Here is a 19,998-nt window from a genome sequence, read left to right as displayed (position 1 = left end):
GTCCTTCCGGGAGAGGGGAGTGAGGGGTGGTCAGGAGCGGCCGGTGACGTGGCCGCCGTCTACGCGCAGGGCGTGGCCCGTCACGAAGCCGGCGCCCGCGAGGTACAGCACCGCCTCGGCGATCTCGGAGGTCTCGCCGACCCGGTTGAGCAGGGCGAGTCCGCCGAAGGTGTCCACGTCCGCTCCCCCGTGCAGCGGGGTGCGGATGATGCCGGGCGAGACGAGGTTGACGCGAATGCCGTCGGCCGCCAGCTCGGCGGCCAGGCTCGTGGTCAGCCCGTGCACGCCGGCCTTGCTGACCACCGGCGCGGAGGCCGGGAAGCCGGCCAGCCCGTGGTCCACCAGGACGGTGCCGATGTTGACGATGCTGCCGCCCTCGCCCTGCGCACGCAGGGCGCGCACCACGGCCTGGGTGGTGAGGTAGGTGCCCTTGAGGTTGCCCGTCAGGAAGCCGTCGAGTTCGGCCTCCGTGACGTCGGTGAAGGGCTTGGACGCGAAGGTGCCGGCGTTGTTGACCAGGACGTCGACGCGGCCGAAGCGCTCCAGCGCCGTACGGACGAGGGCCTCGCCGGTCTCCCGCTCGGCGATGCTGCCCGCGACCCACGCGGTCCGCTCCGGATGGCCGAGTCCTGCGGCGGCCTTGGCGAGGCGCTCGGGGTCCCGGCCGTTCAGGACGACGTGGGCGCCGCTTTCCAGGAAGGCGCGGGCGATGTCCAGTCCGATGCCGCTGGAGGATCCGGTGATGAGAGCAGTGGTCATGGCGGGTGCCTTTCGGGTGGATCGGCGGACTGGTTCGTCCGGCTGACACCCAAGAACCTATGAACCTTCAACCCATAACACCACGACGTAGATTGGAGCATGTGATAATCCCAGGTTATGGATGTGGACCTGCGTGACCTGGAGCTTCTCGACGCCACCGCCGAGGCCGGCTCACTGACGGCCGCCGCGGCGCGGCTCTACGTGAGCCAGCCGGCCCTCAGTCAGCGGCTCACCCGGCTGGAGGCCCGCCTCGGCATGCCCCTCTTCGACCGCAAGGGCCGCCGCCTGGTGCCCAACGCGGCAGGCCGCCGGCTGTTGGTCGCCGCCCGCCACATCATCGGCGAACTGGATTCGGCCTCCCGGGACCTACGAGAGATCCGCGACGGGCGCGGCCGCCGGGTCCGCTTCACCGCGCAGTGCAGCACCACCTTCCCGTGGCTGCCGCCCGTCCTGCGCGCCTTCCGGGAGCGCGAGCCGGACATCGACGTGCGCATCGAGACCGTCGCCGACGACGCCCCGATCCCGGCGCTGCTCGCCGACCTGGTCGACGTCGCGCTGGTCACCAAGCCGGACCTGCAGATGGACCGGGTGTCCCTGACCAAGCTGTTCGACGACGAGATGATGGCCGTCGTGCCCGCCGGACACCCGTGGGCCTCCCGCAGGCACCTGACCGCCCGTGACTTCGACGGCGCCGACCTGGTCCTCTATGACGGCTACGACCAGAACCGCATCCCGTCGATGCCGCTGCCGATCCCGGCCGGGGCCCGGCCCGGCCGGATCACCACCATGCCGGTGGTGACCGACCTGGTGATCGAGATGGTGGCGGGCGGCCAGGGCGTGACGGTCCTCCCCAACTGGGTGGCCGCCCCGTACGTGTCCTCGCACGGCCTCGCGCTGGTCCGCATCGGCGAGCAGCCGCTGACCCGCACGTGGTTCTGCGCCACCCGGACCGGGCAACGCCCGCCCCACATCGAGGCCTTCGTCGAGGAGCTCACCGGCCGCCTCACCGCCCCGATCAGCGGTTAGGCCGTCTCCTTCGGATCGTGCCCGGCCCGCGTCGACTTGCGCCACGCCGCCGCCTCGCCACGCCGCCGCCTCGCCGCGTCGTCGGCGGTGACCGCCGCCAGGTCCGCGCCGGGCTCCGGCCGGATCGCGTCCAGCCATGCGGTCCACGAGGTGCGGCCGATCGCCCGGCCCCGAACCGGCTCTCGGCGGGTCACACAGAAGCACATCGTGACCTGCGGAGATACCGCTCGTTCCGCCATGTGGCCCGATTCCTGCCGGCCGGCCTCAAGGAGATATTGTCCCCCGGTCACGGACGGCAATCGAATCGTCTGCTCAACCCGAGGGAACCGACATGACTGATCTGAACTCGCTGCGGGCAAGCCTCGCGTCGGGTGAGCACGAGTTCGCCGCCACCCTGGCCTTCATCGCCGCGCATTACGAGTACCAGCCGCAGGCGTTCCGCAACGGGGAACTGGAAAATGCCGCCGGTGAGAACGAGGGCTCTTGCAAGACGCTGGGACTGGCCCTGCTGGAAGGACTGACCGACCAAGAAGCCCTGCAGGCATTCGGTGAGCACTGTCGCAGCGTGCTGGCGACGCCGAACGACACCGATCACGGCAACATTCGCAACCTCCTGGTCCATGGCCTGGCAGGGGTGCGCTTCGCCGGGCAACCGTTGGCCCGCAAGAGCTGAACAGCGAAATCCGGCGGATACGACGTCGGCCTCGAACTCATCACCGGCCGGCCCTACCGGGCGACCGGGCGACCGGGCGAGCAGACGGTCGCACGTTCCGTCGGACAGGACCTAGGCCTCGTCCTCGTCCAGGTCCTCGATGACGTGCACGGCGGCTTCCTCGGCCGAGGCGGCCCCCGCGTCGATCCCCACGTCGTGCGCGAGGACGGAGTTCATGTGGGGCGAGGCGGCGACCGGCGCCAGCCGTCCGGCGCGCGGGCCGCCCGCCTGTGCGTCCACGGGTTCGCCCTCGCCGTCGGCCAGGTCCCCGATGCCGTCCCCCGCCGCGGGCTCCTGCTCGGGCAGTTCCCTGGCGAGGCGTTCGTCGAGGCTCTCCCCCCGCCGTTGCCCCTCGCCGGTGGTGTCGTCCCCTTCCCTCGCGTGGGGCCGCTCGGGCGGCGAGTACCCCTGGTCGAGCAGGGCGTCCATCCCGAGCTCGCCGAGGCTGTCGTCCATGTCCGGCTGCAGTTCGGAGGGCTCGGCCTCCGGCTGCGGCTGGTAGACGTCGTCGCCGCGGGCACTGGTCTCGCTCATGATCTGTCCTCCTTCACACCGTGCGCTCTCCTGGCCACTCCCCGGAAATACGACGCTCACGCGGATCGGTGGGATTCCGTCCGCACCCTCGGCGGGTGACGGGGCGACTCCCTGTCCCCAGAGGTATGAGATCCACATTACGCCGGGCCCGCGGTCGGCCATCCGTGCGCATACAACCGCGGGGGCCGGGCAGGCGGGCAGGTACCCAGCAGGTGTGAGTCCCGTAGCGAAGGAGTGTCCGTGCTGCCCGTCAAGGTGACCGACCGAGGTGTGCTGATCATCCGTCTGCAGGCCGATCTCGACATCGACAGGCGCGCCACGACCGCGTGCGCGATCGACCGCCTCCTGTCGTCACACCGGTCCTCACCGGTCGTGCTCGAACTGACCGACGGCGCACTGAGTCCCTCGGCCGTGAGCACCGTCTCACGGGCGATCCGCATCTGCCGCGAGGCGGGCACGACGGCGGCCGTGGTCACTCCCAGCCCGGAAGCCCGCCGCGTCCTCGGACTCGGCGCCGGAGCCCACGCGCCGGACGTCCACACCACCATCCCCTTGGCCGTCGCCGCCCTGTCGGCCACGGTGGGGGCGGCAGCGGCCTAGTCTGCCGCCCGGGCAGCCCCTGCCGCGTCACTCCTGCGGCGGCAAGGGGCTGCGCAGCGCGCTGCGGCCGTGGTCCCAGTGCTCGCGGATGTACGAGGCGAGGCGGTCCTCCAGCAGGACGGTGGCCGCGCATCCGAAGGCGACGTCCGCCTCCAGGTCCGGCTCCGCCGCGAGCAGCCCGCCGATGACCTCGTGGCGCACCACCTGCTCGTGTACGGCGTCGGCCTCCACGTGCTCGGCGTAGAAGTGCTCGGCGGCGGGCCCGGCCGCGCAGCGCCGCATGGCCCGGGCCAGGCGCCTGGAGCCGGGTGACGAGGTGACCTCCACACAGGCGAAGTGGCCGACGAGCGCGCCGCGCAGAGCCCGGTGGAGACCCAGGAGCGACATCAGGTTCACGGTGGCGAGCAGGCAGGCCGGGACGCGGTCCAGGTAGCGTCCGTACGTGGGATCCAGCCCGAGGTCGGCCATGAGGTCCGCGAAGAGCTGCGCGTGGATGCGGTCGGCGCGACCGGCGCCGAACTCGTCGTACTCGATGGCGACCATGGCCGCCTTGGCCCGTCCGGTGAGCCGGGGGATCACCCAGGCGTGGGGGTCCGCCTCCTTGAGGTGGTAGAGGGAGCGCAGGGCCGCGTACTCCCGCAGCTGCCACAGTTCACCCCGGTGCTGGAGGTGGTGGCTGAGGCTTCCGGAGAGGTCTGCGGGCTCCACCAGGAGCGGGGCGAAGGCGTCCTCGACCGAACGGGGGCCCTCGGACAGGTCGGCGCGCAGGGCGTCGAGGAAGCGCGCTTCCATCGCCCGGCGCAGCTGCAGCAAATCCGGATCCCATTCGCGTTCGTCGTCGACGCCGTCGAAGCCGCGGTAGTGCAGTTCGTAGAGCAGGTAGAGGGCGAGTTGGAGGTCCTCGCCGTAGGGGTCGGCCCTCTGCACGGAGTCGGAGCGGGAGCCGGAGCCGGGCACGGGTGGGCCGCCCGACCGCAGGGCCCGCGTGACGGCCGCGGACAGCTCTCCCCGCTCTTCGACGAGAGGAGGCCGGGAGCCGCTCGCTCCGGCGCTCGCACGGCGGACGGGGGGCGGCGCAGTCGAGAGGCGACCGGGAGGGGGCATCACGCGTTCCTGTCGTCGGGGGCCGGCGAGGCGGGTCGCTCGCGGCGGCGGTGGCTGGTGTCGCACCAGGGGTACGTACCGCTGCGGCGGCAGGTGCACACCGCGACCATGAAGCGGTCGGACCGGACGGTCGTGCCGTCGTCCAGGAGGATCTCGACGGGGCCTTCGACCAGGACCGGTCCCTGCGGATCCACGGACACCCGGCGGGCGGGCGCGGGGACCGGTGCGGCAATCGGGGGGTCGTTGTCAGAGGTACTGGGCACGGATCACCACCAGCTCTTCGCGGTCCTCGGCCCGGGCGGCCAGGCCCTGCTGCTCCAGCCATCCGCGGCGCGAGCGCAGCACGGGCCCCCAGGGCACGGACGCCCTCGCCGTCACCTCGGTCGCCAGGCCCTCCCCTGCCAGCCGGCGGACGGTCTCCTCGGCCCCGCACATCCCCGAGTGCACCATGAGCAGTACGCCGCCGGGCCGCAGGAGGCCGGGGGCTCTCGCGCAGATCCGGTCGATGACGGTACGCCCGTCGGGGCCGGCGTCCCAGGCCCGCCGCGGCCCGCGCGACGGCAGCCGGACGCCCGGGGCGGGTACGTAGGGTGGGTTCGAGACGACCAGGTCGTAGTGGCGACCGGCGGCACGTTCCGCGAAGTCGCCGTGCACGACGCGCAGGGGCAGCCTGCGGCGCAGCGCGTTGAGGCGGGCGGTGACCACGGCGGGCCAGGACACGTCGACCGCCGTCACCCGCGCGCCGGTGTCGGCGGCCTGCAGGGCCAGTCCGCCCGTGCCCGTGCCGATCTCCAGCACGTGCGAACCCGGGCCGAGAGGCTCCTGCGCGAGCGCTTCTGCCAGCAGCCGGGTGTCCGCCTGCGGCCGATAGACACCCGGCAGGGCGAGGAGGCCTCCGGGCAGTGCGCCCGACTTCGGGGCCGTACCGGCCGTATGAGCCGTCGTGGTGGACACCGGAACCTCCAGGATCGTCGACACGGTGCGGCTGCCCCGGCGGGGGCGGCGCATGCGACCGAGACCGATCTTCGGAGGATCGAACGGAAGATGCTCCGGCGGGTCGTACACCCGCACCGTGCGTGGCGGCCGGGGGCTTCCGTGTTGCCGGTCAGAGGTCCAGGACGATGGCGTAGGCGAGGAAGAACAGGGCGCACACCAGGGCGAGCAGGCAGATCAACACGAGGGGCCCCATGGCCCAGCCGCGTGAGAGGGGCCGGTACGGGCCCGCCCCGGAGCCGGTGCTCGATTCCCCGGGCGGGGTTTCGCCCGGCGGGACACCGCGTCTCTCCGGCGTGCCGGACGGGGTCCGCGGACGCGGGTCAGGGTTGGCTGCGGACATGGAGCGCACCTCCTCGAAGCCACCTTGCCTGCCGAAGCGCGGGGCCGGCCGGCCCGGCGCGCAGGAGCAAGCACGGGTACCCGGCGGCTACCCGCCACCCGTGCGCTCACTCCTCGCGGACCGACGGCTGGAGAGGTTGCGCTTCGCGGGGTCCGGGGTCTATCACATGGGTATGTGGACGGGGCCTGCCGCCCTGCCCTCCGGCACGGCTACGAGCCGTGCGCGTGCAGTGCCCGGGAAAGGTTCGGCGACAGCCACTCGGCCCAGGGAGGACGCCATGGAGTCCTTCGAGGCAACCGTGGTACCGCTCGGTGGCGCCACCCTCCTGGTCACGCTCACCGGCGAGATCGACATGGCGGTGCGGCCGGATCTGAGTCTGCTGCTGCGCACGCTGCCGCCCGACGCGGCGGTCGTGGTGGACATGGGCGGTGTCACCTTCATGGACACCGCCGCTCTCCATTTCATCTCGTCCCTGCGCGCGCGCAGCCGGCGCAGCCGGACGGCACTCCTGGTCATGGGGCTGAGACACCAGCCGACGCGTCTCGTGGACATGGCGGGCAAGGTCGACATCACGATGAGGACGCCCTCGGCGGGCGCCGCCGAATTCTGCGCCGACCTGGAGGCCCGCAGCCGTTTGGCACGGCTCATCGGCGAGGCCCGGGCCGGGCAGAAAGGCACGCACGACCCGGCGGACGCAGGAGAGCCGGCGGAGCGCCACGTGGTGCTGTCCTGAGCCCGACCGGCTCGCGGGCTCGGTCTCAGTCGTCGATCGCCTGGTAGAGCGTGGTCCAGAAGTCATGGATGAGCCGCGCCGGATCCGGAACGGACAGTCCGACCTGGGTGAGCAGGATTCCGGTGAGCCGGTTCTCCGGGTCGGCGTAGGCGGAGGTGCCGGTCCCGCCGTCCCAGCCGAACTGACCGATGGGCGCGTAGTCCCCGCGGTAGGTGCGTACCGCCATTCCGAACCCCCAGCCGCCCTGCTGTCCCTGTCCGAACGAGACGTGAACGGCGTTGCGGGCAAGGGCGGATCGGCTCGCCTCCTGCTCGGGAGTGAGGCAGTTGGTGGTCATCAGCTCGACAGCGGGCCGGGACAGGATCCGTTCGGTGCCGTGCCTGCCCCGGTTCAGCAGCATCCGGAAGTAGGCGTGGTAGTCGTCGGCGGTGGAGACCAGCCCGCCGCCGCCCGCCTGGAACGCCGGAGGTGCGCTGTACTGCCCGCCCGCCGCCTCGTCCCACACGGTGAACTCCCCGGTCTGCGGGTCGGGGGCGTAGCTGGGTGGCAGCCGGTCGATCCTGTCGGCGGGCACGTGGAAACCGGTGTCCTTCATCCCCAGCGGATCGAGCACGCGCTCGCGCAGGAACGTCTCGAACGGCCGGCCCGTGACGCGCGCGACGAGCACGCCGAGCACGTCATGGCTGAGGTGGTACTGCCAGTGCTCACCGGGCTGCCGCATCAGCGGCAGCGCGCCGAGGTCGCGCATCCACTCGTCCGGCTCGGGCAGCGGCTTCGCGCCCTGGCTGAAGACGCCGCCTTCGAAGATGGCGTTCATGACGGGGGAACCGAGCGCCGTCAGGTCGATGCCGAGCCCGAAGGTGGAAGTCACCAGGTCCCGTACGGTGATGGGCCGCCGCGCGGGCACGGTGTCGTCCAGCGGGCCGTCGATCCGCTTCAGCACCCGGCGGTCGGCGAGTTCGGGCAGCCATGCGTCCACCGGATCGTCGAGGCGCAGCCTGCACTCGTCCAGAAGGACCATCGTCGCCGCCATCGTGACCGGCTTGGAGGTGGACGCCATGCGGAAGATCGTGTCCCGGCGCATCGGTGCGCCACCACCGTCGTGGCGCATCGTCCCGACTTCCTCGACATGCGTCTCGTCGCCCCGGCCGACGAGGGCGACGAGCCCGGGGATCCTCCCCGACTCGACATACCGTGCCAGCACCTCGTGCAGCCTGCGCAGCCCCGCCTCGGAGAAGCCGTCGCGTCCCTTTCCCATCACGAACCCCCTTGTGTCGGCAACGACGTTCAGCAATCGCTGAACGTCAGCGACAGTACATTGCGTTCATGAAACGGTCAAAGATCAAAGAGAAGCAACTCTGCATGATTTATAGGCAGTTTCTAGGCTTCCGTTGCAATGACAATGCAGCTGAACGCAATCCTCGACCTGGTCCGCAATTGCAATGAGCTGTGCGTGAACGCACAGTCCGCAGGTCCGCGCGCCGCGCATCGCGCGCGTCGGCGTGGACGCGGGGAGAGGCCCGTCGGGCCTGCGTGGACATTCCACGCAATCCACCGTTCCCCCCATCGCCGCCGCGCACGCTCGGTAGCTTCGAGATCACCAGCTGTCCGGTGCTGCCGGGAAACGGAGCACCGGACGGGGACCGCAGAAGGCAAGGGAGCGAGTGACGATGGCGAATGTTGAGGTCTCTTTGAAGGAGACGATGACCTCGATCGAAGGTGCGGTGGGAGCCGCCCTGGTGGACTACACCAGCGGTATGGCGCTGGGGACCCTCGGTGGGGGGAAGGACCTCGACCTCACGGTCGCGGCCGCGGGCAACACCGATGTGATCCGGGCCAAGTTCCGCACCATGGAGATGCTGGGCCTGCAGGACGAGATCGAGGACATCCTGATCACCCTCGGCGGCCAGTACCACCTGATCCGGCTGCTCAAGGGCCGCGGGAACGGCGGTCTGTTCCTGTACGTCGTGCTGGACAAGTCCAAATCCAACCTGGCCATGGCCCGGCACCAGCTCAAGCGCATCGAGTCCGACCTGGACCTCTGACCCCGGCACTTCCGCGCCCACGCATGCCCACGAGTTGAAGAATTCTTCAATCCGGCACATCTGAAACAGGTCATACCCGGGCGTGCGTGGGCCCGTCCGTACGAACGTATGGGAGGTCGGCCGACTGGAAGCCCCGCGACCCCCAACACGGTTTGAAGCAACAGCAGGAGCACTCATGGGAATGCAGGTACCCCTCTACCAGGCGAAGGCCGAGTTCTTCCGCATGCTCGGACACCCCGTCCGCATCCGCGTCCTGGAGCTCCTGCAGAACGGCCCCGTACCCGTACGCGACCTCCTCGCCGCGATCGACGTCGAGGCGTCCAACCTCTCTCAGCAGCTGGCGGTCCTGCGCCGCTCCGGCATCGTCGTGTCCATCCGCGACGGAGCGACGGTCAGCTACGCCCTCGCCGGCGGCGACGTGGCCGACCTCCTGCGTGCGGCGCGCCGCATCCTGACCGAACTCCTGGTGGGTCAGAGCGAACTCCTCGCCGAACTGCAGCAGTCGGGACCGCCGACGCACAGCACGGGCCAGGGCCGGGGCCGGGGCGCCGACGGCCCCGGGCGCATGGCGGCAGACCACGCCGGGGCCGACAGGTCCTGACCCCCGTCCGTGCGCGGTACGCCGGGTGACCGTGCGGCGCGGGGACCGGAGGCCTGGCCACCTCGGGTCCCCCGCGGCATCACCCCCAGCGCACCAGGGCGGTCATCGATGCGAGCTCCGCCTCCGACCGGGCGACCGGGAGCTTCGGCCAGAGGAGTTCGTGCTCGGTCTGGATCCGGAAGACCTCATCGGCGAAGGAGCGCACCACCCGCTCGGTGACCGTGCCCCGCTCCGCGTGCTCGAAGAACCGCTCGCAGGCCTCCGAGGCGCCTTCGCAGTCCTCGTCGAACTCGAACAGTGCACAGATCGCCTCCACGGCGTGGTCGCGCGAGGTCAGATGACCGATGCCGCAGTCGAGCCCGTCGTCGTGCAGGTTCTCGGGGTACGGCGCCCGGTGCCAGGAACCGTCCTCGAACCAGTAGACGCACTCGACCCTTCCCTGCTCCATCCGGGCGTGCAGGAGCTCATGGTTCGCCCATCCGGGCGCCCCGTCGAGCAGATCGATCGGCGGCGCGTACCGCCCGACCCTGCTGGAGTCGTCCTGGCCGAAGAGAACGGCGCGGCCGCCGTCGAACCGGAGCAGCGCCCACCGGCTGCACGCCCCGTCCTCATGCCCACCCCAAAACCAAAACTCTCCGGCCCTTGCATTCGGCCACAGACCCTAACGGCAGCCGTACGAGGGCCGGGGCGACGACGACCCGCTCCCCGGATCGGGCACGGGCACCGGGCGCCACCGGTTCACCGTACGAAAACCGGCCCCGGGGCGCGTCCGGCCCTCGGTGAATCCACCCACCATCGCTTGACCGGAGAACCTGGGGCAACGTAACTTCGACCGCACCCACTCGTGAGCTGCTGGAAGGAGGCGAAGCCGGATGCCGACCGTCTCCGAACTGCTTCGCCTCGCACACCGGATCGCCTGGGCTCCGGGTCGCATAGCGCACGGCTGCTGAGCAGCCCCTCCCGGCGTGCCCGTCCGCGGCCCCGGCACCTTCTCGTCTCTGTCACCACCTGCAGCACGCCGTCGCGTGCCGCTGCGTCGCGCTCCCGTGTCCCGAGCCGCGACCGCCAAAAGAGAAAGCACCTGAAATGGCGACCAGGATAGTCATGTCGATCGCGCGCCGAAACGAGGACCTGCCGTGGTAGCGGCACGGATCACGGTCAACGGGAAAGAAACACCGATTTCACCGGCGGCACCCCACACCACGGTGCTGGACTTCCTCCGCGAACGCGGCCTCACCGGCACCAAGGAGGGCTGCGCCGAGGGTGAATGCGGCGCCTGCTCGGTCATGGTGGCCCGTCCCGGAGTGAACAGGCCCACCGACTGGGTGGCGGTCAACGCCTGCCTGGTCCCCGTCGCGGCGCTCGACGGTCAGGAGGTCATCACCTCGGAAGGACTCGCCACCGGCGGCTCATCCGGCGGCCCCACCGCCCTGCACCCCGTGCAGGAGGAGATGGCCGTCCGCGGCGGCTCCCAATGCGGTTACTGCACACCGGGATTCATCTGCAGTATGGCCGCCGAGTACTACCGGCCCGACCGCTGCGCCCACGCGGACCCGGGCGACGGCACCGACCCCGAGCACGGTCCGAACGGTTTCGATCTGCACGCGCTGAGCGGGAACCTGTGCCGGTGCACCGGCTACCGCCCGATCCGCGATGCCGCGTTCGCCGTCGGGACGCCCACCGAGGACGACGCCCTCGCGCAGCGCCGCGAGCAGTCCCCGCCCGAACCGGTCGCCACCGAGTACACCCGGGAGGACAGCACGTTCCTGCGGCCGGGCACCCTGGCCGAAGCGCTGCGGCTGCTGCGCGAGCGACCCGGCGCAGTCGTGGTGGCCGGAAGCACCGACTGGGGCGTGGAGGTCAACATCCGCGCGCGCCGCGAGAAGTGCGTGGTCGCGGTCGACCGCCTGCCCGAACTACGGGCGCTGCGCGTCGAGTCCGACCACATCGAGATCGGGGCGGCGCAGACGCTCACCGAGATCGAACGCCGGCTCGACGGCCGTGTTCCGCTGCTGGCGGAGCTCTTCCCGCAGTTCGCCTCCCGGCTCATCCGCAACAGCGCGACCCTCGGTGGCAATCTGGGGACCGGCTCCCCCATCGGCGACAGCCCGCCGGTACTGCTCGCGCTGGAGGCTTCGGTGGTGCTCGCCGACGCCGACGGCGAGCGCGAGGTCCCCCTGTCGGACTACTTCACCGGCTACCGGCAGAGCGTGCGCCGTCCCGGCGAGCTGATCCGCTCGGTACGCATCCCGCTGCCGCTGTCGCCGGTCACCGCCTTCCACAAGATCGCCAAACGGCGCTTCGACGACATCTCCAGCGTGGCGGTCGCCTTCGCACTCGACATCGAGGACGGGACGGTCCGCAGGGCGCGCATCGGCCTGGGCGGCGTGGCCGCCACCCCGGTCCGCGCCCTCGCCGCCGAGGCGGCCCTGGAAGGCAGGCCGTGGACGGCGGAGACCGTCGCGGCCGCGACCCGCGTGCTCCAGTCGCAGGGGACGCCCATGGACGACCACCGGGCCAGCGCCCGCTACCGCTCCGCGATGCTCGGGCAGAGCCTGCTCAAGCTGTACGCGCAGACCACTGAGGCGGTGTCGGCATGAGCCGGCTGTCCGATCGACCCGAGAAGCCCGTCGTCGGCGTCTCGATGCCGCACGAGAGTGCCACCCTGCACGTCACGGGCACCGCGCTCTACACCGACGACCTGGTCCACCGCACCAAGGACGTGCTGCACGCCCACCCGGTCCAGGTGATGAAGGCGCACGGCAGGATCACCGCCCTGCGCACCGGGCCCGCGTACGCCGTGCCCGGTGTGGTCCGCGTACTGACCGGTGCCGACGTGCCGGGCGTCAACGACGCCGGGATGAAGCACGACGAACCGCTGTTCCCCGACGAGGTCATGTTCCACGGCCACGCCGTCGCCTGGGTGCTCGGCGAGACCCTGGAGGCCGCCCGGCTCGGTGCGGCGGCCGTCGAGGTGGACCTCGACGAGAAGCCCTCCCTGATCACGCTGCGGGAGGCCATCGAGGCCGACAGCTTCCACGGCGCCCGGCCCGTGATGCTGACCGGCGACGTCGACGCCGGCTTCGGCGACTCCGCGCACGTGTTCACCGGTGAGTTCCAGTTCTCCGACCAGGAACACTTCTATCTCGAGACGCACGCGGCGCTGGCCCACGTCGACGAGAACGGGCAGATGTTCGTCCAGAGCAGCACCCAGCACCCGTCGGAGACGCAGGAGATCGTTGCGCACGTGCTCGGCCTGCACAGCCACGAGGTGACCGTGCAGTGCCTGCGGATGGGTGGCGGCTTCGGCGGCAAGGAGATGCAGCCGCACGGGTTCGCTGCCGTCGCGGCGCTCGGCGCCCGGCTGACCGGCCGGCCGGTCCGAGTGCGGCTCAACCGGACCCAGGACCTGACGATGTCCGGCAAGCGCCACGGGTTCCACGCGTCGTGGAGGATCGGCTTCGACGACGAGGGCCGCATCCAGGCCCTGGACGCGACCCTGACCGCGGACGGCGGCTGGAGCCTGGACCTCTCCGAGCCGGTGGTGGCCCGCGCGCTGTGCCACATCGACAACACCTACTGGATTCCCCACGCCCGCATCGCCGGGCGCGTCGCCCGGACCAACAAGGTCTCCAACACCGCATTCCGCGGCTTCGGCGGACCGCAGGGCATGCTGGTGATCGAGGACATCCTGGGCCGGTGCGCGCCGCTGCTCGGCCTGGACCCGTCGGAGCTGCGCGAACGCAACTTCTACCGGCAGGGCCAGTCCACGCCGTACGGGCAGCCGGTCCTGCACCCCGAACGGATCTCCACCGTCTGGCGGCAGGTCCATGACGACGCCGGCATCGACGGTCGCAGGCGCGAGATCGAAGCCTTCAACGCCGTGCACCCGCACACCAAGCGGGCGATCGCGATCACCGGGATCAAGTTCGGGATCTCCTTCAACCTCACCGCCTTCAACCAGGCCGGCGCGCTGGTGCTGGTCTACAAGGACGGCTCGGTCCTGATCAACCACGGCGGCACCGAGATGGGGCAGGGCCTGCACACCAAGATGCTGCAGGTGGCGGCGACCACCCTGGGCATTCCGCTGCACAAGGTGCGGCTGGCCCCGACCCGCACGGACAAGGTGCCCAACACCTCTGCCACCGCGGCCAGCGCCGGGGCGGACCTCAACGGCGCCGCGGTGAAGAACGCCTGCGAGCAGATCCGCGAGCGGCTGCTCCGGGTCGCCGGTACCCAGCTGGGTGCGAACGCCTCGGACGTGCGCATCGTCGAGGGGGTCGCCCGCGTTCTGGGCAGCGAAAAGGAGCTGGCCTGGAACGATCTGGTGCGCACCGCGTACTTCCAGCGGGTCCAGCTGTCCGCGGCCGGTTTCTACCGGACCGAGGGCCTGCACTGGGACGCGAAGGTGTTCCAGGGCTCGCCGTTCAAGTACTTCTCCTACGGAGCCGCCGCGGCCGATGTGGAGGTGGACGGCTTCACCGGCGCGTACCGGATCCGGCGGGTGGACATCGTGCACGATGTCGGCGACAGCCTCTCCCCGATGATCGACATCGGTCAGGTCGAGGGCGGTTTCGTGCAGGGCGCGGGCTGGTTGACGCTGGAGGACCTGCGATGGGACACCGGTGACGGGCCGAACCGGGGCCGGCTGCTGACCCAGGCGGCGAGCACCTACAAGCTGCCCAGCTTCTCGGAGATGCCCGAGGAGTTCAACGTGAGGCTGCTGGAGAACGCCACGGAGGAGGGCGCGGTCTACGGGTCCAAGGCGGTCGGCGAGCCTCCGCTGATGCTGGCCTTCTCGGTACGGGAGGCGCTGCGGCAGGCCGCCGCGGAGTTCGGGCCCGGCGGGGTCAGTGTGGAACTCGCCTCGCCGGCCACCCCCGAGGCGGTGTACTGGGCGATCGAAGCGGCCCGTAGGGGCGGCGCGCACCACGACGGGCAGGCGCCCGGCGGCAGCGTGACCCCCGTCGGCGCAAGCACCTTGAGCCATGCCTGACATGAGCTGGGTGGCCGCGGTCGCGCGGTTGCGGGCACGCCGGGAACCCGGGGTGCTCGTGACCGTCGCGACCGTGCGCGGCCATGCGCCCCGCCGGGCCGGCGCCAAACTCGTCGTGGGACGGACCGAGACGTGGGGTTCGATCGGCGGTGGCAACATCGAGGCCGTCGCCATCGACCGGGCGCGTGAGCTGAGCGGCACACCCGATCCCGAGCCGGAACTGATGGATTTCGCCCTCAACGACAAGGTCACCGGCCGGCACGGCGTGCAGTGCTGCGGCGGGGCCGTCACCGTGCTGCTCGAACCGCTCCCGGTGGTCCAGGCGGTGGCGGTCTTCGGCGTCGGGCACGTCGGACTGGAGCTGGCCCGCATCCTGGCCCGGCACAACCTCGACCTGCACCTGACGGACAGCCGCCCCGACATGCTCACCGACGAACGGCTGGGCGTACTCGCGGACGCCGTGGCGCAGATCCACGTGCACCACACCCCGCTGCTTCCGGAGGAGGTGCTCGCCGAGCTGCCGCCCGGCGCCCACGTCCTGATCATGACCCACGACCACGCCGAGGACGCCGCGCTGTGCGATGCCGCGCTGCGCACCGCCGGGCTCGGCTCGATCGGTCTGATCGGCTCGTCCGCGAAGTGGGCGCGGTTCCGGCAGCGCCTGGCCACCGAGGGCGGCCACGACGACGAGGCCATCGACCGGATCAAGACCCCGATCGGAGTGGCCGGGATCGCCGGCAAGGAACCCGCCACGATCGCGGTGAGCGTGGCGGCCGACCTGCTCCGCACCTTCGAGCAGGACCGGCCTGCACCACCTCCTCGGCGAACGGCGGTCAGAATCTGAGCAGCCGCTGGAACCGGTCGACGCGCTCCTCCAGGTCGCGGTAGCGCTTCTCCAGTTCCGCGCGCAGGGTGCCCGTGCGCCGCGGCCAGCCGCAGCGCCGCGTCCGGCCGGGGTTCGTGTTGACCTCCGTCACCCGGTGGCGGGCGACGGCCGACGACGCGAACCGGGCCAGTCGGCGGGTCTCCTCGTGGACGGGCAGGCTCTTCGCGGTGTCCCTAACTGCCGCTGTGCCAGGTGCAGTTCGCCGGGCTCGGTGACGCGGCGAGCGCATCACCTGCCGTACCGCGCGGGCAGCGCCGGCCCGCTCCCCGCGCACTCCGGGCGCTCCGGGGCTGACCCGGTCAGCCACTCACCGCGGTGCCAGACGGAGCCCGTCCACGCTCTCGGGTGCCGAGCCGTCGGGCGAGGTACAGCTCAGGGCCCGCCGGATCACGGTGTGCAGGATGGTGACGACGTCGGGGCCGAGGGCCTCGACGACCTCTGCGGCACCGTGCTCCAGCAGCGCCGCGACCTCCTCCCAGCTGTCGGCGACGGCCTCGTGGAACTGGCGTAGCGCGACCGCGGGAGAGCGGGTCAGCAGGGCGGGGAACAGCAGGTGACGGACGTGCCCGCGGACCCAAGGCTGTCCGGTGGTCCGTACGCCGGGGCGGGTGGTCTCCCGGAGCACGTCCGCGGGGTCCACCAGGTCGGCGAGGGCAGGTGAGAGCGCGAGGCGGGCGAGTGCGTCGATCCGGATGCCGGGCGATGTCCGTGCCGCAGCGGCGATGACGTCGGAGGCCAGCGTACGCAGCTGCCCGCCGGCGGAGGGGTGGATCTCCACGGCGAACGCCGTCAGTTGGGCAGCCGCGACCACCAGGCCTTCGGTGAGCAGGCCGCGGATGCCGGCGAGGGCGGCCGGGGTGGGTTCCCGGCAGCCGGCCGGGGTCACCACTTCCGCGGCGGCGGCGTAGATCGGCTGCTGGAGCGCCGGAACCCGCGGGGAGCGGGGACGGTCCGTCGGGCGGCCGGCCGCCGCCCGGTGCTCGTGGAAGGCCGCGGCCGCCCGGGTCAGGTCGACCAGGAGCTCGTGGTTCCCCGGCTGCCAGGCGGGGCCGAGCGTGTACTCGTGGATCTCCTGGGTCACGGGCCAAAAGCGGGCCCGGCCGAGGGTGCCGTCCGCGAAGAGCTGCGATGCCCAGGCGATACGGGCCAGGCGCAGGACGGAGGACAGGAACGGGGCGCCCTCGACGAGCTTTCCCGACTCGGCCCGGAACGGGGCGATCCGCAGGGCGGCCTCGAACCGTACGCGATGGTCGGGTCGTTCATAGGCCCAGGCCTTGTCGTCGTCGTCGCCGGCCAGCCACTCGTACGCGGGCACGGCGGCGAGGGCCTCGTCGAGCCGGAGCGACAGCGCCGCCGCCTCCGGCCGCTCCCCCAGGGCGGCGCGGTTCAGCAGACCGGCCAGGCCGATCGTGCGCTCGTCCCAGTCGGCCAGGCCGTCCACGACGGCGACGGCGCGGGGCAGGTCCCGTCCGGCGAGGGCCTCGGCGAGGATCCGGGCGGTCCGGCCCCAGTTGTAGGGGCCGGGCGAGACGTCGCGCACCACGTCGGCCGGATCCCGGTGGAAGTACGCGTTGGCGCGCACGGCCCACTCCTGGGAGCTGTTGAAGGAGTCGCTCAGCGCGGTGAGGTAGGTGCTCCCGATCGGCATGGCGGGCGCTCCGGTCGCCGGCCGGTAGAAGCCGGACGGCCTCCCGCCCTCCAGGGGCGGGGTGACCTCGCCGGCCTTGAGGCATTCCGCCAGCAGCTCCTGCGCGTGCCCGGAGTCACCGTGGTCCAGGGACGCGTGGGCGATCCGGGCCAGCGTCGAGTACCGGTCGCTCTCGAAGCCGCCCCAGGCGGTGTCGGTCAGTTCGCGGGCCAGCCGGGCCGCCCGCATCCGGTCGTGCTCGATCATCTCCACTACCAGGCTCTGGAGATGGAACTCGCGCATGCTCCGCTCGTCGGGGTCGTCGGCGGACGGGAGCCGCTCGTAGGCGCGTTCCAGCAGTCGCAGTGCGGCGTCCCGGTCGAAGGTGGCGAGGGCCGCACTGGCGCTGACGCCCTCGTACCGCTGCGCATCCACGCGGTCGATGAGGTCGCGCGCCCGCTCCGTGTCGCCGTAGGCGGCCAGCAGTCGGGCCAGGTACAGGACGACCCGGCTGGTGTCCCCGTTCACGGGGTCCTGCACGACGCGTTCCAGCAGGTGGCCGGCGGTCGCGGGGAAGGGCCCCGCGATCTCGGCCACCGCGTCGACCAGCCCGCGGCGCAAGTCCTGCACGGGCCGGTGCTCCGGGGCCGTCTCGTCCCGCAGTACGGCGAGGGCCCGCCCGGCCTCGTCCAGGTCGTACGGGGCCCAGGCGGCCGCCAGTCTGGCGAGGACGCGCAGCCGGGTGTCCGGATGGGCCGTCTCCATACCCTGCTCGGCCAGCCTGAGCAGGCCGGGCACGTCGGCGGCTCCGGCGCGCGCGGCCAGATCGAGGTAGGCGTTCGCCCGGTCGCTCCCGGCTCCGATGAGCGAGGAGGGGTTGCGTGCGGTGTCGGGGGCGATCCGGGCGATCAGTGCGCAGGCCCGGTCGATGTCCTCCTCGGCCGCGGCAGCGGCGGCGTGGACCGCGTCCGGCGGCTTCTGGAACGCGGGCGCGTCCGAGCCCCGGTCGGCGAAGTCGATGTCCCAGGCGTGCTGCCACATTCGCACGGCCCGGTCGAGGTCGTACGGGGCCAGCAGCACCGCGGCATCGCGGAACGGCTGGGTGGACCGCCAGACCCGACCGTACCGGTCCGTGCTCGGTGGGATGGCGAAGGCCACCTGGATCAGCAGCTCCAGCAGGTCGCGCCGGTCGGGCGCACCGTCACCGGGCCGTAGGTGCTCCCAGATCGCCAGTACCCCGCGGAACTGCTGGTACGAGGGCTCCATGGCCGCCACGTGTTCCAGTGCCTCATCGGTGCGGCCCAGCCGCGCGAGCAGCCCGAGGGCCGGCGGGGCGACGGTGCGGCTGATGCTGATGAGTTGGCGTCGGACGATCCCCAGGTACAGCAGGGCGGGCAGGGCGGCATCCGGGGCGAGCCGGTCGACGGCGTGGTCGGCGAGGAGAGCGGCCAGGCGTTGGAAGTGGCGGTGGTTGCCGAAGGTCTGCCGGTGGGCACGGAGCAGGCCGGGGCAGGCGAGCCCGCCGACGGCCTCGGCCGCGATCTCGTCCCCGGCGCACAGCGCGTGGTCGGTGAGGTGGAGCAGCCCGTAGCGGTCCACGGCGTTCCAGGGCACGTCGGCCCAGGTGGCGGCGTCGCCCCGGTAGTGGCGGACGATCCGCTCGTGCCATTCGAGTGCGTCGACCCAGCTGTCGGGGTGTTCCCGGTAGGTCGGGTCCGCCGTGAGGAACTCGCCGATCGACGAGTGGTACAGCGCGATCCGGCCGTCCCGTTCTTCGAGGAGCCAGCGCAGGCGGGCCAGGAGGTTGCGTACGGCGCGGGGCCATACCCGCAGGCCGGCGAGCGCGGTCAGCTGATCGACGGTCAGCGGCTCGCGGGCGACGGCGAGAACGCCGAGGAGGGGCTGGCCGACGCCCTCCCAGGCGGGTGTGAGGTGGTCGGCGGGGCCGGTGGGTTCGCGGATGTCGAGCATGCCGAGGCTGCCGAGGTCGGTGCGCGCGCTGTCGATGAAGAAGGCGTACAGGCCGGTCAGGCCGTGCGGCAGTTCGGCCAGGTCGAGCAGGCGGGCGGTGAGCGCGCCGTCCGCAGCGGCGACGGCCCCGGCCAGAGCGCGGGCGTACGTGGACAGGTAGAGGAAGTTGCCGGCGGCGTGCCGTACGACGTCGCGGTGCAGGACGTCCGGGTAGAGACCGGCGGCTTCGGCGGCGGCCTTGAGGGGCGCGGTCGCCATGACACGGGTCGCGTAGGCGAGCAGGTCCGCCGTGACCTGCGCGGAGACCGGGTCGATCGGCAGTTCGGTCGTCCGGTGACGCAGCTGCGCCAGGGCGGCATGGGGCCGGGAGGTCATGACCAGCGTCACGTTGGAGGGCAGCTCGGGCCCCTGGGCCAGCCAGCGCAGCAGGCTGGTGGGTGCGGAGCCGTCGGCGAACTCGTCCAGGGCGTCGAGCAGGATCACGATCCTGGCGGACGGGTCCTCGGCGAGGAGGGCCTCGGCCGGACCGATCAGCGCCAGGTACGCCAGGTTGGCGGGTTCCAGCAGCCGCGGCTCCAGGCCGGCGGTGCCGATCTCGATCCCGCTGACGGTGCCGGCGACCTCGGTGACCTGCTGATCCAGGTACAGGCTCGCGGTCCGGTGGAACGGCGAGACCGACAGGTCCTCGATCCGGATCCCGACCACGCTGCCGTCGGGCAGGACCGTGTCGATGTGCTGGCGGACCACCACTTCGAGGCGCTGCGGCCGGAAGAGCTCGGGGCGGCGGCGGGCAAGCTGGTGACCGATTTCGAGCAGGAAGGACTGGACGTCCCCGCCGGCGAGTGCGGTGCGGCTGTCCCGGCGCGCGAAGTAGCGCAGCCATTCGGGGTGGGAGCGGGCCAGGCCGGCGAGCAGGCTCGTCTTGCCCGCGCCTGGCTCGCCCGTCACCAGGACGTGGCTGCCGTGTGCCTGCTCGATGCGTTCGTGCAGCCAGCGGCGCTCGATGAACTCCGGTCCGGTACGGGCGCGGACGAGGTCCTCGAAGGAGCGGTCGATACGGTCCATGGT

General features: G+C 71.8%; 20 protein-coding genes. 9 read left to right on the top strand and 11 right to left on the bottom strand.

Annotated elements, in window-relative coordinates:
• Positions 1–30: 30 nt before the first annotated feature.
• Positions 31–759: an SDR family NAD(P)-dependent oxidoreductase gene (locus IE257_RS15890; RefSeq protein ID WP_189969016.1), complete on the bottom strand. Its 729-nt coding sequence runs from the start codon at positions 757–759 to the stop codon at positions 31–33.
• 117 nt (positions 760–876) lie between these two features.
• Here IE257_RS15890 and IE257_RS15885 point away from each other — a divergent pair, with 117 nt between their 5' ends.
• Positions 877–1,785, top strand: coding sequence for a LysR family transcriptional regulator (locus tag IE257_RS15885; protein WP_189969014.1), 909 nt, complete (start codon positions 877–879; stop codon positions 1,783–1,785).
• Here the strand turns inward: IE257_RS15885 and IE257_RS15880 are convergent.
• A complete protein-coding gene (locus IE257_RS15880) occupies positions 1,782–1,979 on the bottom strand; it encodes a hypothetical protein (RefSeq protein ID WP_189969291.1) in 198 nt (65 codons plus the stop codon). The genes IE257_RS15885 and IE257_RS15880 overlap by 4 nt on opposite strands.
• Positions 1,980–2,116: 137 nt before the next feature.
• On the opposite strand from IE257_RS15880, the gene IE257_RS15875 reads away from it, so the two are divergent.
• Positions 2,117–2,458 (top strand): HopJ type III effector protein, encoded by a 342-nt coding sequence (locus IE257_RS15875; protein WP_189969013.1) that lies wholly within the window; start codon positions 2,117–2,119, stop codon positions 2,456–2,458.
• Positions 2,459–2,569: 111 nt separating this feature from the next.
• Here the strand turns inward: IE257_RS15875 and IE257_RS15870 are convergent, their stop codons facing one another.
• Positions 2,570–3,031, bottom strand: coding sequence for a DUF5709 domain-containing protein (locus tag IE257_RS15870; RefSeq protein WP_189969011.1), 462 nt, complete (start codon positions 3,029–3,031; stop codon positions 2,570–2,572).
• Positions 3,032–3,271: 240 nt separating this feature from the next.
• Between IE257_RS15870 and IE257_RS15865 the strand changes: the two genes are divergently transcribed.
• The gene (locus IE257_RS15865; protein WP_189969010.1) at positions 3,272–3,631 is read left to right on the top strand and encodes an STAS domain-containing protein; all 360 of its coding nucleotides are present in this window, start codon (positions 3,272–3,274) and stop codon (positions 3,629–3,631) included.
• A gap of 27 nt (positions 3,632–3,658) precedes the next feature.
• Here IE257_RS15865 and IE257_RS15860 read toward each other — a convergent pair whose 3' ends face one another.
• From IE257_RS15860 to IE257_RS15845, 4 genes are all read right to left on the bottom strand, one after another.
• Complete coding sequence (locus tag IE257_RS15860) at positions 3,659–4,735, bottom strand: iron-containing redox enzyme family protein (protein WP_189969008.1); 1,077 nt, start codon at positions 4,733–4,735, stop codon at positions 3,659–3,661.
• A complete protein-coding gene (locus IE257_RS15855) occupies positions 4,735–4,998 on the bottom strand; it encodes a CDGSH iron-sulfur domain-containing protein (protein ID WP_229920389.1) in 264 nt (87 codons plus the stop codon). The genes IE257_RS15860 and IE257_RS15855 overlap by 1 nt, the downstream gene beginning before the upstream one ends.
• Complete coding sequence (locus IE257_RS15850) at positions 4,982–5,743, bottom strand: HemK2/MTQ2 family protein methyltransferase (RefSeq protein WP_189969006.1); 762 nt, start codon at positions 5,741–5,743, stop codon at positions 4,982–4,984. The genes IE257_RS15855 and IE257_RS15850 overlap by 17 nt, the downstream gene beginning before the upstream one ends.
• A 97-nt stretch (positions 5,744–5,840) precedes the next feature.
• A complete protein-coding gene (locus tag IE257_RS15845) occupies positions 5,841–6,071 on the bottom strand; it encodes a DUF6480 family protein (RefSeq protein WP_189969004.1) in 231 nt (76 codons plus the stop codon).
• A gap of 277 nt (positions 6,072–6,348) precedes the next feature.
• On the opposite strand from IE257_RS15845, the gene IE257_RS15840 reads away from it, so the two are divergent.
• On the top strand, positions 6,349–6,804 hold the full coding sequence (locus tag IE257_RS15840) for an STAS domain-containing protein (RefSeq protein WP_189969002.1): 456 nt from the start codon (positions 6,349–6,351) through the stop codon (positions 6,802–6,804).
• Positions 6,805–6,829: 25 nt separating this feature from the next.
• Here IE257_RS15840 and IE257_RS15835 read toward each other — a convergent pair whose 3' ends face one another.
• Positions 6,830–8,062, bottom strand: coding sequence for a serine hydrolase domain-containing protein (locus IE257_RS15835; protein WP_189969000.1), 1,233 nt, complete (start codon positions 8,060–8,062; stop codon positions 6,830–6,832).
• A gap of 412 nt (positions 8,063–8,474) precedes the next feature.
• Between IE257_RS15835 and IE257_RS15830 the strand changes: the two genes are divergently transcribed.
• Together IE257_RS15830 and IE257_RS15825 are read left to right on the top strand one after the other, a co-directional pair.
• Positions 8,475–8,849 (top strand): hypothetical protein, encoded by a 375-nt coding sequence (locus IE257_RS15830; RefSeq protein ID WP_189968998.1) that lies wholly within the window; start codon positions 8,475–8,477, stop codon positions 8,847–8,849.
• A gap of 181 nt (positions 8,850–9,030) precedes the next feature.
• Positions 9,031–9,450, top strand: a complete 420-nt coding sequence (locus IE257_RS15825; RefSeq protein ID WP_189969262.1) for an ArsR/SmtB family transcription factor — start codon at positions 9,031–9,033, stop codon at positions 9,448–9,450.
• Between the two features lie 79 nt (positions 9,451–9,529).
• On the opposite strand, the gene IE257_RS15820 is transcribed toward IE257_RS15825, so the two are convergent.
• Positions 9,530–9,898: a hypothetical protein gene (locus IE257_RS15820; RefSeq protein WP_189968996.1), complete on the bottom strand. Its 369-nt coding sequence runs from the start codon at positions 9,896–9,898 to the stop codon at positions 9,530–9,532.
• 688 nt (positions 9,899–10,586) lie between these two features.
• Here IE257_RS15820 and IE257_RS15815 point away from each other — a divergent pair.
• Genes IE257_RS15815 through xdhC form a run of 3 tightly spaced genes read left to right on the top strand, consistent with a single transcriptional unit; the run spans position 10,587 to position 15,290 of the window.
• A complete protein-coding gene (locus IE257_RS15815; protein ID WP_189968994.1) occupies positions 10,587–12,050 on the top strand; it encodes a xanthine dehydrogenase small subunit in 1,464 nt (487 codons plus the stop codon).
• Entirely contained in the window at positions 12,047–14,446 is a 2,400-nt protein-coding gene (gene xdhB, locus IE257_RS15810) for a xanthine dehydrogenase molybdopterin binding subunit (RefSeq protein ID WP_189968992.1), read from the top strand. The genes IE257_RS15815 and xdhB overlap by 4 nt, the downstream gene beginning before the upstream one ends.
• 1 nt (position 14,447) lies before the next feature.
• The gene (xdhC, locus tag IE257_RS15805; RefSeq protein WP_189969260.1) at positions 14,448–15,290 is read left to right on the top strand and encodes a xanthine dehydrogenase accessory protein XdhC; all 843 of its coding nucleotides are present in this window, start codon (positions 14,448–14,450) and stop codon (positions 15,288–15,290) included.
• Here the strand turns inward: xdhC and IE257_RS15800 are convergent.
• Positions 15,280–15,423, bottom strand: coding sequence for a hypothetical protein (locus IE257_RS15800; RefSeq protein ID WP_189968990.1), 144 nt, complete (start codon positions 15,421–15,423; stop codon positions 15,280–15,282). The two genes, xdhC and IE257_RS15800, sit on opposite strands and share 11 nt — an antisense overlap.
• A gap of 216 nt (positions 15,424–15,639) precedes the next feature.
• A complete protein-coding gene (locus tag IE257_RS15795; RefSeq protein ID WP_189968988.1) occupies positions 15,640–19,995 on the bottom strand; it encodes a P-loop NTPase family protein in 4,356 nt (1,451 codons plus the stop codon).
• Between the last annotated feature and the right edge of the window lie 3 nt (positions 19,996–19,998).

This window comes from Streptomyces avidinii (assembly GCF_014650695.1).
GTDB classification, from domain to species: domain Bacteria; phylum Actinomycetota; class Actinomycetes; order Streptomycetales; family Streptomycetaceae; genus Streptomyces; species Streptomyces avidinii.
This window is presented reverse-complemented; position numbering and strand designations above follow the sequence as displayed.

What these genes read in the sequence shown, in the direction of transcription:
- IE257_RS15870 (WP_189969011.1), bottom strand. Translation starts at nt 3,031, where the DNA reads ATGAGCGAGACCAGTGCCCGCGGCGACGACGTCTACCAGCCGCAGCCG.
- IE257_RS15845 (WP_189969004.1), bottom strand. Translation starts at nt 6,071, where the DNA reads ATGTCCGCAGCCAACCCTGACCCGCGTCCGCGGACCCCGTCCGGCACG.
- IE257_RS15795 (WP_189968988.1), bottom strand. Translation starts at nt 19,995, where the DNA reads ATGGACCGTATCGACCGCTCCTTCGAGGACCTCGTCCGCGCCCGTACC.
- IE257_RS15860 (WP_189969008.1), bottom strand. Translation starts at nt 4,735, where the DNA reads ATGCCCCCTCCCGGTCGCCTCTCGACTGCGCCGCCCCCCGTCCGCCGT.
- xdhB (WP_189968992.1), top strand. Translation starts at nt 12,047, where the DNA reads ATGAGCCGGCTGTCCGATCGACCCGAGAAGCCCGTCGTCGGCGTCTCG.
- IE257_RS15885 (WP_189969014.1), top strand. Translation starts at nt 877, where the DNA reads ATGGATGTGGACCTGCGTGACCTGGAGCTTCTCGACGCCACCGCCGAG.
- IE257_RS15820 (WP_189968996.1), bottom strand. Translation starts at nt 9,898, where the DNA reads ATGGAGCAGGGAAGGGTCGAGTGCGTCTACTGGTTCGAGGACGGTTCC.
- IE257_RS15825 (WP_189969262.1), top strand. Translation starts at nt 9,031, where the DNA reads ATGCAGGTACCCCTCTACCAGGCGAAGGCCGAGTTCTTCCGCATGCTC.
- IE257_RS15875 (WP_189969013.1), top strand. Translation starts at nt 2,117, where the DNA reads ATGACTGATCTGAACTCGCTGCGGGCAAGCCTCGCGTCGGGTGAGCAC.
- IE257_RS15850 (WP_189969006.1), bottom strand. Translation starts at nt 5,743, where the DNA reads ATGCGCCGCCCCCGCCGGGGCAGCCGCACCGTGTCGACGATCCTGGAG.
- IE257_RS15890 (WP_189969016.1), bottom strand. Translation starts at nt 759, where the DNA reads ATGACCACTGCTCTCATCACCGGATCCTCCAGCGGCATCGGACTGGAC.
- IE257_RS15830 (WP_189968998.1), top strand. Translation starts at nt 8,475, where the DNA reads ATGGCGAATGTTGAGGTCTCTTTGAAGGAGACGATGACCTCGATCGAA.
- xdhC (WP_189969260.1), top strand. Translation starts at nt 14,448, where the DNA reads ATGAGCTGGGTGGCCGCGGTCGCGCGGTTGCGGGCACGCCGGGAACCC.
- IE257_RS15840 (WP_189969002.1), top strand. Translation starts at nt 6,349, where the DNA reads ATGGAGTCCTTCGAGGCAACCGTGGTACCGCTCGGTGGCGCCACCCTC.
- IE257_RS15835 (WP_189969000.1), bottom strand. Translation starts at nt 8,062, where the DNA reads ATGGGAAAGGGACGCGACGGCTTCTCCGAGGCGGGGCTGCGCAGGCTG.